The following is a 14316-nucleotide window of genomic DNA, read 5'->3' as shown; positions in this document are numbered from 1 at the left end:
TGCTTGCGTGTTCAACCGCAGTGTGACAACACCTGCGGGTCATGTTTCGAAGGACCGTACCCCGACGACCACCCGTGCACCGACAGCTCGGCTCACGGGCTCCGACTGTTCCCGCGCCCGTCACCGGTTCCGCCGAGGCGCAGCCGTCCCGCAATATCTGACCAGCCGAAACCGGGTTCTGGTCCGAGTGATCAGCCGCCGTTGAAGGCCGGGTTGCGCACCGGGGAGCCCTGGCCGACCGGGGAGATCGGCAGCAGTTTTCGCCCTGTCGGGCCGACCTCGATGTCGGTCCCCATCGTCGGGCACACGCCGCAGTCGAAGCACGGCGTCCACCGGCAGTCGTCCTGCTCGCGGGCGTCCAGCGCGTCCTGCCAGTCGGCCCACAACCACTCCTTGTCCAGCCCGGAGTCGAGGTGGTCCCACGGCAGCACCTCGTGCTCGCCGCGCTCCCGAGTGGTGAACCAGTCCACGTCCACCCCTAGCTGCCCGAGCTCGGCGGCGGCGCAGGACATCCAGCGCTGGAACGAGAAGTGCTCGTTCCAGCCGTCGAACCGGCCGCCCTCGCGCCACACCCGCTCGATGACCCGGCCTAGGCGGCGGTCGCCACGCGAGAGCAGGCCTTCGACCAGGGACGGTTTTCCGTCGTGGTAGCGCATGCCGATGTTCCGGCCCAGGCTGCGGTCGGCGTTGATCGCCTGGCGCAGCTTGCGCAGCCGGTCGTCGATGGTGTCCGGGTCGGTCTGTCCGGCCCATTGAAACGGGGTGTGCGGCTTGGGCACGAACCCGCCGATCGAAATCGTGCAGCGGATGTCCTTTCGTCCCGAAACCTCACGACCGGCCCGGATGACCTCCTTGGCCATTTCGGCGATCTGCAGCACGTCCTCGTCGGTCTCGGTCGGCAGGCCGCACATGAAGTACAGCTTGACCTGCCGCCAGCCGTTGGCGAACGCGGCGGAGACGGTGCGGATCAGGTCCTCCTCCGACACCATCTTGTTGATCACCCTGCGGATCCGCTCGCTGCCGCCCTCGGGCGCGAAGGTCAGGCCGGAGCGGCGGCCGTTGCGGGAAAGCTCGTTGGCCAGGTCGATGTTGAAGGCGTCCACCCGGGTCGAAGGCAGCGACAGCCCGGTGTTCGTGCCCTCGTAGCGGTCTGCCAGCCCCTTGGTGATCTCGGCGATCTCGGAGTGGTCGGCCGAACTCAGCGACAGCAGGCCGACCTCTTCGAAGCCGGTGGCGGCCAGCCCGCGCTGCACCATCTCGCCGACGCCCTCGATGGACCGCTCCCGCACCGGTCGGGTGATCATCCCGGCCTGGCAGAACCGGCAGCCCCGGGTGCAACCGCGGAATATCTCCACGCTCATCCGCTCGTGCACGCTCTCGGCCAACGGGACCAGCGGTTTCTTCGGGTACGGCCAGTCGTCGAGCTCCATGGTGGTGCGCTTGAAGACCCGGTACGGCACCCGGTCGCGGTTGGGCACGACCTCGTCGATCGCCCCGTCTGGGCGATAGCTGACGTCATAGAACTTCGGCACGTATACGCCACCGGACTCGGCCAGCCGGAGCAGCAGCTCGTCCCGGCCACCCGGCTGTCCTTCGGCCTTCCAGCGGCGGATGGCCTCCGTGATCTCCAGGACGGCTTCCTCCCCGTCGCCGAGCACCGCGGCGTCCAGGAAGTCGGCGATCGGCTCCGGGTTGAACGCCGCGTGCCCGCCGGCCAGCACGATCGGGTCGTCGTCGGTGCGGTCCGCCGCGTGCAGCGGGATGCCCGCGAGATCGAGCGCGCTGAGCAGGTTGGTGTAACCGAGTTCGGTGGCGAAGCTGAGACCCAGCACGTCGAACGCGCCGACCGGGCGGTGGCTGTCCACGGTGAACTGCGGGATGTCGTGCTCCCGCATCAGCTCTTCAAGGTCCGGCCACACCGCGTAGGTGCGTTCGGCCAGTACGTCCGGCTGCTCGTTGAGGATCTCGTAGAGGATCTGCACGCCCTGGTTGGGCAGGCCGACCTCGTAGGCGTCCGGGTACATGAGGCACCACCGGATGGCGACGTCGTCCCACGCCTTCGCCGTCGCGTTGAGCTCCCCACCCACGTATTGCACGGGTTTGGAGACACGCGGCAGCAGCGGTTCCAACCTGTCGAAAACGGACTCAACACGCACGCGACCAGGGTAGAGGTCCGCCCCGGTCGGGAGGACCGGGGGCGATTTCAATTGGAAACCGGAGCTCCAGTTCCAATTGAAATCGCGCAACCCCGGAGTTCAGACGTCCCGGGTGAACCAGATTTCGTCGCGGTCGCCGCCAGTGGCGACCCGGACCGCGCTCGGCCAGCGACCGCGTTCGACCCAGCCGTTGGCTTCGTAGAAGCGCTCCAAGTCGTGTCCGCTGCGGGTGACCAAGTCCAGCTTCTCCAAGCCGATCGCCCGCGCCCGCACCAGGACCTCCGCGAGCAGCCGCTTTCCCCATCCCTTGCCCTGGAGCGTGGGGTCGACCGCGAGCCAGGCGAGTTCACCGGTGTGCCTGCGGGCCGGAAGCTCGCGCTGTCGCAGCACCGCCAGCCCGACCGGCACGCTCTGCTGGTCGATGGTGATCAGATACGCCTTCTCGTTCCGGGCGTCCTCGACGAGCACGGCGGACGCTGCGCGCAGCTGGTCGACCGGGTCCGTTGAGCTGAAGCCGGCCGCACCACCGGCGGCGGTGACGCGCGGCCCCTACAGACCGGCCAACGCGTCCACCAGGTCCGGGTGCGGGGTTTCCAGCCGGTGAGGGCCGGTGACGACGCCGTCGGCGTCGACGCTGGTTTCGGTCGCGGTGCTCAGATCTCGGGGAACCACAGCTTGAGCTCACGCTCGGCGGACTCGACGGAGTCGGAGCCGTGCACGAGGTTGTACTGGACTTCCAGGCCGAAGTCGCCGCGGATGCTGCCCGGCACGGCCTTGTCGACCGGGTCAGTGCCGCCAGCCAGCTGGCGGAACGCCGAGATCGCGCGCGGGCCCTCGACGCACGCTGCCACGACCGGACCGGAGGTGATGAACTCGATCAGGCTGCCGAAGAACGGTTTAGCCAAGTGCCCACTTAAGCACTGTGGGCCCCAAGGTGCATCAGCGCAGGTCAACCGGCGCGAACCGTCCTGGAAGTCACTTGACCGCGCGCACGTAGAGGCTTGCCCACTCGCGCTCCGGCTTCGCGATGGCGGGGTCGAACGGCCACCGCTCCACGTGCCGGAAACCTGCCTCCGTGAATAGGCTGGCGAGCTTCTCGAAGTCGTAGGCCCACAGATGCGCGGTGTACTTCGCCGAATCTTCTTGATCGCGGAAAAGGTAGTTGACGAGGTCGATGTACGTATCGCAGTGGAAGTCGTCACGCCGCCCGTACCACCGCTCGCGCATCTCACTCAGCAGGCCGAGGTCCCGTTCGTGGTAGCCACTAAGCACCGCGCCCCCATCAGGCACACCAGTTACTACCTGGCCGCCGTCGGCGAGGATCCGGTGTACCTCAGCGACGTAATTCTTGACCGACGTCGGGTAGTCGATGTGCTCCAGGAAGTGCTCCGAGAAGACGAACTCGGTCGTCCCGCTAGGCAATGGGATGCCTTCCCGGACGTCCCATATGAGATCGGTAGGCGGCACGATGTCGATATTGAAGAACCCAGGCAGCCGATGCGCTCCCCCACCGATCTGGACCCTTGTGTGCACCGGCAGTCCGTCGGGGTTCACGGCACGGCTTACCGCATGATTGCGGAAGAGTGCGATCTCTTCGAGAAGCGAGCGAACAGCACGCGCGAGTCCGTGCGTAACACCCCATTCGTGGAGCAGTTCCTGGAGCATGTGCTCCAACTCATCGATTCTAGTTTCAGCCATGACTCATCCTTGCGTTGCGGAAATTGACCTCACCGCGCTTCGCTTACTCCAGGAACGAGTACGCATCAAGCTGTACTTGATGTCGACGAGGCGAGGAGCGATCGTTGAGTGCAGCTTGCCGGACCGGTGAAGCAAGCCATCTTCGCCAAGTTCGGCCCGGTGAATCGAGTACTTCAGGTCGGGGTACGCCGGGTTGACCCCGATCTCCCCTTTCGGGATGGTTCCGTTGAACGGCGCGACAATGTCCATGTGGTTCCAGTAGTTCCACACCTGCAGCGCCTTGTGCTGGTCGTAGTAGAAATAGAAGTCGGGGTAGCGGCCGAAAGAGCGCAGCTCACGATGGATGAGGTGCCCGATCAGGGGAGACGCGAACTTTCGCAAGTCATCGAACTCCCAGCGAACGCAGTGCCAGTCCTCAGGATGGACGACCGCGTTGAGCAGACGCGCATTAACCAGGTAGCTGATCCGATCTCGCAGGTAGCTCATGGCGTGTGCGGCGTCCAGCGTTCGATCAACCCTGCGAAGCACTTTGCCCAGTTGGTGCGGCTGCGGACGAAACTTGCTGAGGTCGAACTTGCCGCCCATGCGCGGAAATACGGCGAACAAGAGCTCTTTGTACAGCCAGTTGTTGAGCTCGCCGATCTCGCGCAGCTGGGCGGTAGCGTTTGACGTCGAGTGAAGCATGACGTACTCAGCGAGCGCCTCGAAGTAGAGGTATCCGAGCATCGGCAGCGTTGGAATGACCTGGTCGAGGGCGCGCAGGAAGCCTTCGGCCTCCACTTCTGCGGTTCCGTGCAGCAGTCCAGAACACAGGCCCAAGAAGCCGGTGCTGTTCTTGATGCGCCCGGTGACGAGCTCTCGAAGCTGATGGCGCTCGCTTCTCGACAGTAGGTACTCAAGGTGCTCGAAGATTCGCAGGTGGAGCAGGCCGAGGCGCAGGTAGTCGATCCCGGCGAGTCCCCGGTATCCATCTGAAGGGATCGTCAGCTCGATGATCAAAGGTTCCGGCACGCCGGCCTCCGCGCCGAGTTTCTTGGCGAAGGCGGGGGCCTCCTTCGTCAGCACGTACTTGCCCAGGTTGTGCATCTGGAAGCCTTGCCGCGTCTGCGTGAGGGGCGTGCAGTAGACACTTCCTACCAAGCAGCCACCACTTGGGTAGATCACACCATGTTCGGTGATCTTCTCCAGCGCATGGGTGACGTGGAGGAGGTAGAGCTTCTTATCCCCTGAAAGGGCATCGAACATCGTGTTGCGAACCAGCAGCGCGCCGTTCGCGGTTTCGTGGACCAGGCGGCGTCGCCAGGTAGCGGTGGACTCGCTGAACTCGGTCGTAGTCGCCGCAGCTGCCGTGTACGGGTTGTGGAAGAAGACGTGGGCCTCCGCCCACATGCGGTACGACTCCCATTGATCGATCACAGCAGCCCCCATGCAGCCAGCGAAGCGAGGACCGCCTCGTCTCCCGGAACGCCTTCGAGGAACCGGGATTCGGAGTCAACGACCAGGAAGTAAGCCAATCGGTACAGCCAGTGCGGGGCCGGATGCACGAGCAGGTCCTCTCTCGGCCACCACTTGAGTTTCGGCAGGCGGTAGCGATCCAGTGCGTCTGCCGTCTTCAACAGATCCACCAGCGGCCCAGCACTCCGCCATGCGAAGTTGTGCTCTTCGGTGAATGCTGCGTAGGGAACCTCGTGCAGCTCCATTGCAATCGCTGCCTTGGCAAGATGGCGGGGCCCGCAGCGAAGATCGAAGAACTCCGCAATCTCGTCTACGTGACTGATGAACCAGTCTGCGCCTCGCTTGCCGTGCCCAACGTCGTCTTTGTCGTGCAGACGGCGGCAGTCGTGCAGAGCTCCCGCCACGACGAGCGCCTCGGTCAGATCTTTTTCGAGTCCAACGTCCTCCGCGAGGATCGCAGCGTGGACTGCTGTGCGGAGGAGATGCCGTGTCCCGTGGATCGTGTCCGCCAACAAGGGCTCAGCATGCCAATCCAGCGGTATCGGGGCCGAGAACAAGATGCGCCGGACAGCGTCAGATAGTGAAGGCACTACCTGAAGCTCGGCACGCGGGATCTCGTTTCGATTTCCTTGAATCCATGTAACAGTAGCCCAGTCGATGTATTGATGCTCAGGAAGCGCCTTGCGCGCAGCAAGCAACACAAGGCTTTCCGAGTCATCGACCGGGGCGCGCGATTCGCCCCTATCCATGAAACGGGCCTTTCCTGGATGGTTTCAGTTATTTTGGGCTTGCTTCTGTTCGAACTCCGCCGTAAAAGCGGCGAGCTCTTCTTCGGTCATAACCTGAACACCGAGCTCGCTAGCCAGGGTGTCGATGCGCTCAAGCGCGGCGCGCTGGGCATCGCGGTCAGCGCCATCAGGAAGGACCAATTCGAACTCAGCGTGGTATCCCCATGCCTCGCTGTACTTCACTGCGATCTCAACGCCCTTGTAACGGAAATCGTGCCGTTCATTGTGCGCATCGTGACGAGCGTCAGCGAACCCGAGCAGGTTGAACGTCTTCACGACCGTTTCGAGCTCGGCAGGATCGACCGCGTATTCGTACTCGGGGAAGAACGCCCCTTGCCCAATCTTGTTCGACTTGAACGAAACCTTCGCCGTGCCGCTGGAGAGATTGTGGACGACTTTCAACAGCGCATCGGGGAGGACGTAAAAATGAATGTGCTTGTTGTTCTCGCCGAGGTTCTCGGCGTTGGCCAGCAAGAAGGCCATCAGGGATTCGTGCCGTGCCCAGTCGAACCGGGCACGGCACTCAACCTCAACGCTCATCCTCCACCTCGCAGAAGATGAGCACGTCGGCCAGCCGGTGCCGCACGACACCAGAATGCGGCAGCTCAGGAATCTCAACACCGCCCACGGCTCGCCGTGGGCTCGCGACCTGTTCTGGCGTGTCAGCTGGAAGCTGATCGAGAAGGTCGGCGGCGGTGCGCGCCCACCCACCCGCAGTACCGAACTGGCGAACACCGTCGATGTCCTCGCTGCGGTATCGAACCGCCAGTGCAAAGGCGGTCTCCGCTGCAGCTCGACGGTCGAGCTGGACTTCCTGATGGAACATCGCCTCAAGACTGCTCAGCGATGCCCTGACGTCGGCGGCTGTCATCTGGCCCTTCGTTTCACATCGGCGTGTCAGAACGCGAAGGCATCCGCCGCGCTCTTGTAGTTGAACAGCTCGGCCGGGCTGAACCAAAGCTCGACCTCGTACTTGGCCTCCTCGGCGTTCCCGGAGGCGTGGATCAGGTTCATGATCGCCTTGCCGGTGGTGTTCGAGGACGCCTTCGTCTGGTGCGCGAAGTCGCCGCGAATCGTGCCGGGAGCGGCCTCCTCGGGGAACGTGGTGCCGACGATGCTGCGGACCTTCGTCACAGCGTCCACACCTTCGAGCACGACGGCGATGACCGGCCCGGACTGCATGAACTCAGCGGTGCTGTTGTATGCCTCCGCACCGCGACGCTCCTCCAGGTCGAAGTAGTGCTTGCGCGTGAACTCAGCGTCCATCTGCACCATCTTCACGCCAACGATCTTGAGCAGCGCATCCTCGAAGCGCCCCACGATTCGGCCGGCGAGCCCGCGGGCCACTGCGTCCGGCTTGAGCAGAACGAGCGAGCGTTGCACGTCAGACATGACAATCCTTTCGTCGTGATTGTGACGTCATCATGCCGTGAGCTGTCGTCAAGCGTTTCAGCTGGTCCGCATCATGTGGGCGCGGTGCAGAATCACGAGGGATCCACCGGAAGACCGTGGAGGCGGCTAAGCATCCGATACATCAACCGTTGACGCTGACGCAGCAACGTATCCACTTCCCAATCACCTGTGGGCCATACGATCCCGTCAGCGTCGCCAGTGGCTCGCACGGCAAGCGGGTTCGGGCCCTCCCGTGGAAGCGGCACCTCATGCCTCAATGTTTCCCCTGGGCAGAGGCACGCCACTGGTGCTCTACTCTCCCACCAGCTCGTCCGCCAACTCCCGCAACGTCCGCCTCAAGCTCTCGATGGCCTGCAGGTCGAGGTGCACAACCTCCGAGGGCGGGGCGAGCAGCTTCGCCCCGCGTTCGGTGCGCGCGATCCGAAGATCCCGAGCTCTGTGCGCGATGTCGCGGCACGGCACTTTCTTCCAGTCGAACGAGGACATCAGGGGCTCCTTTGGTGCCGAGAAAGGCGTCGGCACAACACAAATCAAGCGATGTGGATGGAAGTGCTGGGCCTACGGGTCCGGGGGTTTCCGTAGGCCCAGCACCGGGATGCCGAGGGACCGTCACAGCGGCGGCTGTTGAGGGGACTGACGATCCCTCGGCAGCTGAGGGCCGAGTGCACCCGAGGAGGAAGGCAGTCACACTCGACCCCGGACGACGTCGCCAAATGCGGCAGTGTTCTGGAGTGGCCGCAATTGCTGCGCGCGAAGTCGTCCCGCCGGACACGAAAAGAGCCGAAGTGCACCAGAAGCAGTTCCCCCGCTGCTTGCTGGTGTACCTCGGCTGCAGTTCCTGTCTCGTGCATGCGCCGTACTTTGGCGGCTTAGCCAGACGATTTGTGTACTAGAAGTACACGCTCAGCAATCTCACCCGATTGGTGCAACTCCCAGGCGATGTGCGAGACCTCGCAATTCTCGCCCTCCCGCATCGCGTCGGGCTTGTCTAAGCAGGTCAGCCACAGCTTCGCGCACGAACACATTGTTTCGTACTCTTTGCGGAGCAATAGTCTCCGCCGTTAGGAGTGCACGAAGCCCTTCGTCACGCGTTTTGCGTTCCGCCACGAGGGCACGACCAAGGTCGGCGTAGAACATGCCTTGCCTGGCCTTTGCTGGGATAGATGACGGGCGGACTCCCTTGGCTAGCTCCGCCACCTTGCCACCTTCACCCAGCTCGGTAGCAAGGGAAACTCGCCAGATTCCAACGTTGTCCTGTCCGAACCAAAGGAACCCGAAGTTCTCTCGCTCGCGAGGAAGGCGTAGAGCCAACTGCTTAGCCTCCCTGAGATGCGTCCAGGTGGTCTCAGCGTCACGACGCGCGGCGGCCGCCAGCGCGACGTTGAGGTGAAGCATTCCCGCGACCTGCGCTGCGTTCGGGTTGTCGATCGCCCCTCCGAGCTGATCCAGCGCGCGAAGAGACAGGAGACGCTGCTGCTCTCGCCCTTGACTGCCTGAGGAATGCCCGCGCAGCCACGCAGCGAACCCCAGCCATTCGGGCTCTTCGAGCTCTTGCGCGCACTGCTCAGCAAGGCGGGCCGCCATTACAGGCCACCCGCGAACGCCTTGGTTCTTGGTCAAGACCGCTGCCGAATGAAAGACGTGGATCAACGCTACGAGCACGCCTTTTCTGAACTCCGGCTGCTGCACATACGCCGCGTGGAGCTGGGTGAGCAGGTCAGGAACAACTTTCCCTTGCTCTGCATAGTCGGCTGCGACACGCAGGACGGTATTTAGGTAATTGACCTCGGAGGCAAGTTCCTGAAACGGCCTCGCCTGAACGCCAGGGTCGACACCAAGGTCCAAAGTAGACAATGCCGCTTCGACCTCACGCAAAGTAGCGTGCGCATCGCTTCCGATCGGATCGGTCGGCGCATACGGCGAACCGGTCAGCTCGGTCGGGTTCACCCTCAAGGCGTTTGCCAACGCTTCAAGCGTTGCACGGCTGGTAACGGGCTTCTCACCCCGTTCGATCTGCCCGAGGTACCCATGTGACAGCCCTGCGAGCTCCGCAGTGGCCCGGAGCGAGAGCTGCCGCCAAGCGCGGACTTCCCTGAGCCGTCGCCCCAAGGCGTTGTTCTCGTCCATCGAATCGCCTCCTTCTCGGCGTTCCGCCAAGAGGCTACCGGCCCGAAGGCCGGAATTACGATGCTTGCCCGATGAGACGCGAACCGCCATACGAGTGAGTTCACGAAGTTGCAGACAGTAGCTACCCTCGGTTTTACCTGCCGATACAGCCGATCCGCTTCCCCGATTACGCCGACTGCAGTAGCCAAAAGTTCGTGTAGGCGAGGCCCGTCACGCGGGCACCGCTTTGTCGGGCGGTTCTTGTTCTCGGGGCCAGGCTGCAAGGCACTGAGCCTTTCCGGGCTCGGGCTAAGGCAGCCAACGCGCGCCGCCCGCGCACCAGTGCCGCGCCGACCTCTACATCACCATCGACTCCATCACTGCACCACCTATCGCGGTCGGCGTCGGCCGGGCAAGCGCGACGCTTCAGGTGGTGACGCCTATGCGGACCAGCACGGAGCTCACCGGGTTGCACCATCTACGCAGTCGGGACCCGGCTTTTTCCCTCCGGTGAACCCGCTGTCTGGTCCAACACCGACCGCAACGGTAACCTCACTATCCTATGCTTGCCTAGCTAAACAGTGCCGCGCGACAAGCAGACGCGCCAGGTCGCGGGTCTCACGTGAAATCACTGCCCAAATTTGCCCCAATCCAAACTTATCCGTCATCCAGATCCTAGCGGAGCGTAGGTCATCTTCTTCTATTCATTCGAGTTGCGAGCTTCCGGCGGTTGCTCAAGGTTTTGCTGGCGCTTCTTTTGTTCCGACTTGAGCCAACTTCGACCGCTTCCCACTCTTGTTCGATAGCGTCGGCAGTTTGCTGAAGATAGAAGCTCCGCTCTTTGTACTTGAAGTAGCCCATGAAACCACTAGAAATACCTACCGCGAACGTGATTCCAAATGTTGCTTAGCGCAGCATTTCTTCGCTGGCCGCAATTCCAGATGTTCCCGTTGCCGCAAGCGAACCAATAATGATAACGCCTTGAAGTACGTTGTTGACTCGACGATACCCTTTACTCTCGCCGCGAAGCTCGTTAATGTCGTTGTACGCGTCTTCCTTGTAGGTGACACGTCGAACCCTGGTAGACACATCCGCGCTTGCGATCAGCAACTTTCGGGTGTCCCGCTGGCGCGCGAGGCGAAGCTCAAGTTGCCCTTCGCTCATTCGAATTCCTTGAAGCTTCCCGTCTTTTCTGACCGATTGCAGCGGCCCTCCGGGATCCCGCTTCAACAGGAAGGAGGCGATGCAGAACGATACAACGATCGGGACTGCTGGCAGATACACAGCTAGGATTACCGTACTACTTATTACAGGCACCCAAGCCATGCAATACAGCAATATTGCCAAAAGTGGCCCAAAAACTAATGATATGTTGGACCCACTTTCGCCTACGTCGAGCTATGCGCAATTCATCCTCAGTTTCACGAATTGCATGATTGAGAACGAGTAGCCGTTCGCTGTCATTCCCTTCGTTCTCTGGGGTTTGTACGCTATTTTGAGTCACGACAACCTCCGATTATTCTGGGCGAAATCCGCTAGAGCGAAACTCGACTACGACTCGCAGGATTCAATACGATTACGTCATCAGCGACGCGGAAAATCCAGCCAGAACGAGCGGCTGTCAATTCCGCTCGAGAAATCAACCAGCCGCGCCGCACTACGCGGATTCATACTTCGCAAGTCGATGGAAACAACCCGGTCGTTCCTGAATTGATTTAACACTTCACGTGTCGCCGCCTGATATTCAGACGGCTTGAATCTGACGACCTGTTGCAAACGAACGGCCGGATCATCGTGAGAGTCTCCGTTAAAACTGTTCAGTGCCACTGCTTCATCGAGGGCGACGCCCAGATCATGGGAAGCGCCCACGATGGGCACTGGATAATACGATCCTGGGTTCTGAGACTTGGAGGATGCCGCCAAAAATACTTTGCGTATTAGTAGCAGCGCAAGTGTCGTCGCGACCAGAAGGATCAGGGATGGCCCTAATGCCTGCACGATGAAAAACACCGCTTCCTCGACATTCACTTGAGCACTCTATCGCTTTCTCTGAGTAGCGTTTCGTTGCAGTTAAATTTGCGAACAACTACGCCATTCGAGCGAGAGGGGATCAAGTGCGCCTCGAACGCCTGTCCCAGTGGAAGGTCCGATCGTACCCCTTGTTGGGATGGCTCCACTCGAAGCCACGGGGTTCCGGCCCCATGAAATCCCTGGGCCTACCCGAGAAGCCACTGGATGGCCCCGATGGAGGCCACCAACCAACACGAGACCGAACATGATCACAGACCATCGGATCGGCTTCAACTGCCTCCGCGAGCTCCCTGGAAGCTGTTCGTTCTTACGTCGCACTCGATCAATCTTGTCGCATCATGTCGGCACTTGTCCGCGAGTTGAGCATTCTGGCGGCGGATGGAGGAGCACTTTGGCCTCTCGGTACGAGATTCTTGTTGGCCATCTGCGCAGCGGTCGTATCGTTGCGGAGCTGCCGGGTGAGTGCAGCTTCGAAGACACCTTGGACCGCACAGGATCCGGCCGGGCGACGATCCCGATCGACGCCGTGCCACAGGTGCTGGATCTACAGGCGGTCACGGAGACGTGGCGGCACTTTCTTGCGATCGCTCGTGGTGAGCAGGTGGTGTGGGCGGGGCCAATCTTGACGCGCAAGCCGAACGGAAACGGCACCCTCGAAATCGGCGCTTCCGGACTGGTAGCGGTGTTCGACCACCGAGTGCTGGCGCGGTTCGGGCTATGGGAGTTCACCGATCCTCGCGCAGATGTCATCTTGACCGGCCGCTCACTGCCATCCATCGCCGTCGCGATCGTCCGCACAAGGAGCGCCACGAGGGTCTCTCTTCCGGCCTCGGTGACGATCTCTGGCCATTGAGCCTTGATCAACCTGCCCTTGTACTGGCGAAGCCCAGCGATCACAGGGCTGAGGACGATGGCTCGAATTTTACTTGCGTACCACTCGCCGCTACGCGAGCAAGGAACGCCTCGTGCGTTGAGATCCTTCCAGATCGAAGTCACCGAGTGGCCGGCCAGCAACCGCTCGACGAGTTCCCGAACGATCGGAGCCGTGTCAGGGTCGAGCACCTGGCCTACGACCTTGCCGGTGTCCGGGTCGTACTTGCGCTTGTAGCCGTACTGCAGCGGCCCATGCCACAGGCCAGAGCTAGCTCGCTTACGAACGCCCCTGGCGACGCGGATCGAGATGTTGTCGGACTCAGACTCGGAGTTCACCGCATCTTGAGCCGTGGCCTTCCGGTCTGCCGGGTCGTTCATGTCGTAGACCTCGCCGTCGTATGCCCACACGACATCGAACTCTTCGCAGATGTCACGAAGGGCCACGTACATCTTCAACACGCTGCGCCCGGCTGTTCTCCCAAATGACCAGCACATCGACGGTCCCCGACCGCATCATTTCCATCGCTTCTACGAAACGAGGACGGTCCTTAGTCGCATACCGTGATGCGCTGCGCTGATTCTCGGGCAGCACTGCGACAACTTCGAATCCCTCGTCCTCGCAGAATTCGACGCATTCTTCGATCTGTGCGTCGACCGACTTCTCTTTGTCAACTGAAGCTCGCGCATACACCAAGGCGCGAAGCGGAGTCCCCTCACTAGCCGCTCGCAACATGCGAGCCCTAGCCAATCTCCCCATACTGCACAACCTAATCCATGAGACGAAAAAAGGCCCTCGTTTGTGACCGAGAGCCCCGGTTATGCAGAAGAACCTAAGTCAGAAGTAGGTTTTCCCGTCGTGCTCGGCGTAGTGCTGCTCGGCGAGCTGGCGATCAACGTTCTTCAGCTCCAGCGCGACCAGCTTCAGGCCCTTGCGCTCGATGCGGCTGATCACCTCGCCGACCAGGCCACGCTCGACACCGTCAGGCTTGACCAGGACCAGGGGGCGCTCGCTCACGGTTGACTCTCCTTCATTTCCGGTGGCGCCGGGTGCGAACACGCACCGCGCCCGATTTGCACGCCAGGGTATCGATGCAGGTGACACCCCGAGCGGCGGCCCTGCCTCAGTCCGGCGCGATCACCTCGACAGTCGGGAAGTAGGTGCGGTACCGACGCGCGTCGCGGGTCAGCAGGCGGAGTCGGCTGACCGCCGCGTGCGCACCGATGTAGAAAGCGGGCAGCGGTGACCGCTTCTCCCCGCCTCGCCTCCGGTAGTCCTGGAAGCACTTCCGCGCGAGGAACGCCGCCGACCACGGCAGTGGCATACGGATGTAGAGGTCGTCCGGCAGCACGGCGTCGAGCTCGCCCAAGGTCGAGTAACCGACCGAGACCTCGGAATACACGATCGGGTTGATCACGACGGGTCCCTGACCGCTGACTTCCTTCAACTTCAGCTCCGACCAAGGAGCCCACTGCTGGTCCACGGTGATCAGGTCCAGGAAGATATTGGAGTCGACCAAGGTGACGGGCGGACGAGCTCCCGCCTCATTCACCACGGGTCAACTCCATGATCTCGTCGGTCGTCATCTCCCCGTGCCCGCTACCGCGCAGCAGGTCGACCATCCGCTGTCCACGGCCGGGCACCGAATGCCCGCGGGTGAGGATCAGCGCGTCTCCCTCCAATCTGATCTCGATCTGATCGCCGGGTCGCAGTCCTAGTTCGCGGCGCAGGTCGACCGGGATGGTCACCTGCCCCTTCTCCGTCATCTTCATGGAAGTAAGAATACGACTTCTCCTAC

General features: G+C 62.1%; 17 protein-coding genes and 2 pseudogenes. All 19 read right to left on the bottom strand.

Annotation, left to right across the window (positions count from 1 at the left end; genetic code table 11):
• Positions 1-191 precede the first annotated feature (191 nt).
• The 19 genes and pseudogenes from ACWDKQ_RS09935 to ACWDKQ_RS09845 all read right to left on the bottom strand — a co-directional run bounded on the left by ACWDKQ_RS09935 (position 192) and on the right by ACWDKQ_RS09845 (position 14284).
• Positions 192-2156 carry a TIGR03960 family B12-binding radical SAM protein gene (locus ACWDKQ_RS09935; protein WP_450138377.1) on the bottom strand — a complete coding sequence of 655 codons (1965 nt, stop codon included), beginning with the start codon at positions 2154-2156 and terminating at the stop codon, positions 192-194.
• A 99-nt stretch (positions 2157-2255) separates the two neighbouring features.
• A complete protein-coding gene (locus tag ACWDKQ_RS09930) occupies positions 2256-2624 on the bottom strand; it encodes an N-acetyltransferase family protein (RefSeq protein ID WP_450138376.1) in 369 nt (122 codons plus the stop codon).
• 81 nt (positions 2625-2705) lie between these two features.
• Positions 2706-2828, bottom strand: a complete 123-nt coding sequence (locus ACWDKQ_RS09925; protein WP_450138375.1) for a hypothetical protein — start codon at positions 2826-2828, stop codon at positions 2706-2708.
• Positions 2810-3064: pseudogene (locus ACWDKQ_RS09920) on the bottom strand (nucleoside-diphosphate kinase); the annotation flags it as partial. The pseudogene ACWDKQ_RS09920 and the gene ACWDKQ_RS09925, both read right to left, overlap by 19 nt.
• Positions 3065-3131: 67 nt before the next feature.
• Positions 3132-3854: a class I SAM-dependent methyltransferase gene (locus tag ACWDKQ_RS09915; RefSeq protein WP_450138374.1), complete on the bottom strand. Its 723-nt coding sequence runs from the start codon at positions 3852-3854 to the stop codon at positions 3132-3134.
• A gap of 3 nt (positions 3855-3857) precedes the next feature.
• Positions 3858-5270, bottom strand: coding sequence for a hypothetical protein (locus ACWDKQ_RS09910; RefSeq protein ID WP_450138373.1), 1413 nt, complete (start codon positions 5268-5270; stop codon positions 3858-3860).
• Positions 5267-6058 (bottom strand): HD domain-containing protein, encoded by a 792-nt coding sequence (locus tag ACWDKQ_RS09905; protein WP_450138372.1) that lies wholly within the window; start codon positions 6056-6058, stop codon positions 5267-5269. Before ACWDKQ_RS09905 ends, ACWDKQ_RS09910 begins: the two co-directional genes overlap by 4 nt.
• A gap of 24 nt (positions 6059-6082) precedes the next feature.
• Entirely contained in the window at positions 6083-6637 is a 555-nt protein-coding gene (locus tag ACWDKQ_RS09900; protein WP_450138371.1) for a hypothetical protein, read from the bottom strand.
• Positions 6627-6968 (bottom strand): hypothetical protein, encoded by a 342-nt coding sequence (locus ACWDKQ_RS09895; RefSeq protein ID WP_450138370.1) that lies wholly within the window; start codon positions 6966-6968, stop codon positions 6627-6629. The genes ACWDKQ_RS09900 and ACWDKQ_RS09895 overlap by 11 nt, the downstream gene beginning before the upstream one ends.
• 26 nt (positions 6969-6994) lie before the next feature.
• A complete protein-coding gene (locus tag ACWDKQ_RS09890; RefSeq protein WP_450138369.1) occupies positions 6995-7489 on the bottom strand; it encodes a nucleoside-diphosphate kinase in 495 nt (164 codons plus the stop codon).
• Positions 7490-7801: 312 nt separating this feature from the next.
• On the bottom strand, positions 7802-7996 hold the full coding sequence (locus ACWDKQ_RS09885) for a hypothetical protein (RefSeq protein WP_450138368.1): 195 nt from the start codon (positions 7994-7996) through the stop codon (positions 7802-7804).
• A gap of 426 nt (positions 7997-8422) precedes the next feature.
• Entirely contained in the window at positions 8423-9637 is a 1215-nt protein-coding gene (locus tag ACWDKQ_RS09880) for a helix-turn-helix domain-containing protein (RefSeq protein ID WP_450138367.1), read from the bottom strand.
• Between the two features lie 885 nt (positions 9638-10522).
• Positions 10523-10780 carry a hypothetical protein gene (locus ACWDKQ_RS09875; RefSeq protein WP_450138366.1) on the bottom strand — a complete coding sequence of 86 codons (258 nt, stop codon included), beginning with the start codon at positions 10778-10780 and terminating at the stop codon, positions 10523-10525.
• Positions 10781-11200: 420 nt separating this feature from the next.
• Positions 11201-11644, bottom strand: coding sequence for a cell division protein SepF (gene sepF / locus ACWDKQ_RS09870; RefSeq protein WP_450138365.1), 444 nt, complete (start codon positions 11642-11644; stop codon positions 11201-11203).
• A 339-nt stretch (positions 11645-11983) separates the two neighbouring features.
• Positions 11984-12970, bottom strand: coding sequence for a recombinase family protein (locus tag ACWDKQ_RS09865; protein ID WP_450138364.1), 987 nt, complete (start codon positions 12968-12970; stop codon positions 11984-11986).
• Positions 12951-13253, bottom strand: coding sequence for a recombinase family protein (locus ACWDKQ_RS09860; protein ID WP_450138363.1), 303 nt, complete (start codon positions 13251-13253; stop codon positions 12951-12953). Before ACWDKQ_RS09860 ends, ACWDKQ_RS09865 begins: the two co-directional genes overlap by 20 nt.
• Positions 13254-13358: 105 nt before the next feature.
• Positions 13359-13535: pseudogene (locus ACWDKQ_RS09855) on the bottom strand (nucleoside-diphosphate kinase); the annotation flags it as partial.
• Between the two features lie 106 nt (positions 13536-13641).
• Positions 13642-14073 (bottom strand): type II toxin-antitoxin system VapC family toxin, encoded by a 432-nt coding sequence (locus ACWDKQ_RS09850; protein ID WP_450138362.1) that lies wholly within the window; start codon positions 14071-14073, stop codon positions 13642-13644.
• Positions 14063-14284, bottom strand: coding sequence for an AbrB/MazE/SpoVT family DNA-binding domain-containing protein (locus tag ACWDKQ_RS09845; RefSeq protein ID WP_450138401.1), 222 nt, complete (start codon positions 14282-14284; stop codon positions 14063-14065). The genes ACWDKQ_RS09850 and ACWDKQ_RS09845 overlap by 11 nt, the downstream gene beginning before the upstream one ends.
• Positions 14285-14316 lie beyond the last annotated feature (32 nt).

The sequence above is a fragment of the Saccharopolyspora sp. NPDC000995 genome (genome assembly GCF_053599315.1).
Note: the sequence above shows the minus strand (reverse complement) of the source record. Positions and strands in the feature narration are given on the sequence as shown.

Bases quoted from the DNA above. Each gene is read 5' to 3' on its own strand.
- ACWDKQ_RS09915 (WP_450138374.1), bottom strand. From the start codon at position 3,854: ATGGCTGAAACTAGAATCGATGAGTTGGAGCACATGCTCCAGGAACTG.
- ACWDKQ_RS09905 (WP_450138372.1), bottom strand. From the start codon at position 6,058: ATGGATAGGGGCGAATCGCGCGCCCCGGTCGATGACTCGGAAAGCCTT.
- ACWDKQ_RS09900 (WP_450138371.1), bottom strand. From the start codon at position 6,637: ATGAGCGTTGAGGTTGAGTGCCGTGCCCGGTTCGACTGGGCACGGCAC.
- ACWDKQ_RS09895 (WP_450138370.1), bottom strand. From the start codon at position 6,968: ATGACAGCCGCCGACGTCAGGGCATCGCTGAGCAGTCTTGAGGCGATG.
- ACWDKQ_RS09890 (WP_450138369.1), bottom strand. From the start codon at position 7,489: ATGTCTGACGTGCAACGCTCGCTCGTTCTGCTCAAGCCGGACGCAGTG.
- ACWDKQ_RS09885 (WP_450138368.1), bottom strand. From the start codon at position 7,996: ATGTCCTCGTTCGACTGGAAGAAAGTGCCGTGCCGCGACATCGCGCAC.
- ACWDKQ_RS09880 (WP_450138367.1), bottom strand. From the start codon at position 9,637: ATGGACGAGAACAACGCCTTGGGGCGACGGCTCAGGGAAGTCCGCGCT.
- ACWDKQ_RS09875 (WP_450138366.1), bottom strand. From the start codon at position 10,780: ATGAGCGAAGGGCAACTTGAGCTTCGCCTCGCGCGCCAGCGGGACACC.
- ACWDKQ_RS09865 (WP_450138364.1), bottom strand. From the start codon at position 12,970: ATGTACGTGGCCCTTCGTGACATCTGCGAAGAGTTCGATGTCGTGTGG.
- ACWDKQ_RS09860 (WP_450138363.1), bottom strand. From the start codon at position 13,253: ATGTTGCGAGCGGCTAGTGAGGGGACTCCGCTTCGCGCCTTGGTGTAT.
- ACWDKQ_RS09845 (WP_450138401.1), bottom strand. From the start codon at position 14,284: ATGACGGAGAAGGGGCAGGTGACCATCCCGGTCGACCTGCGCCGCGAA.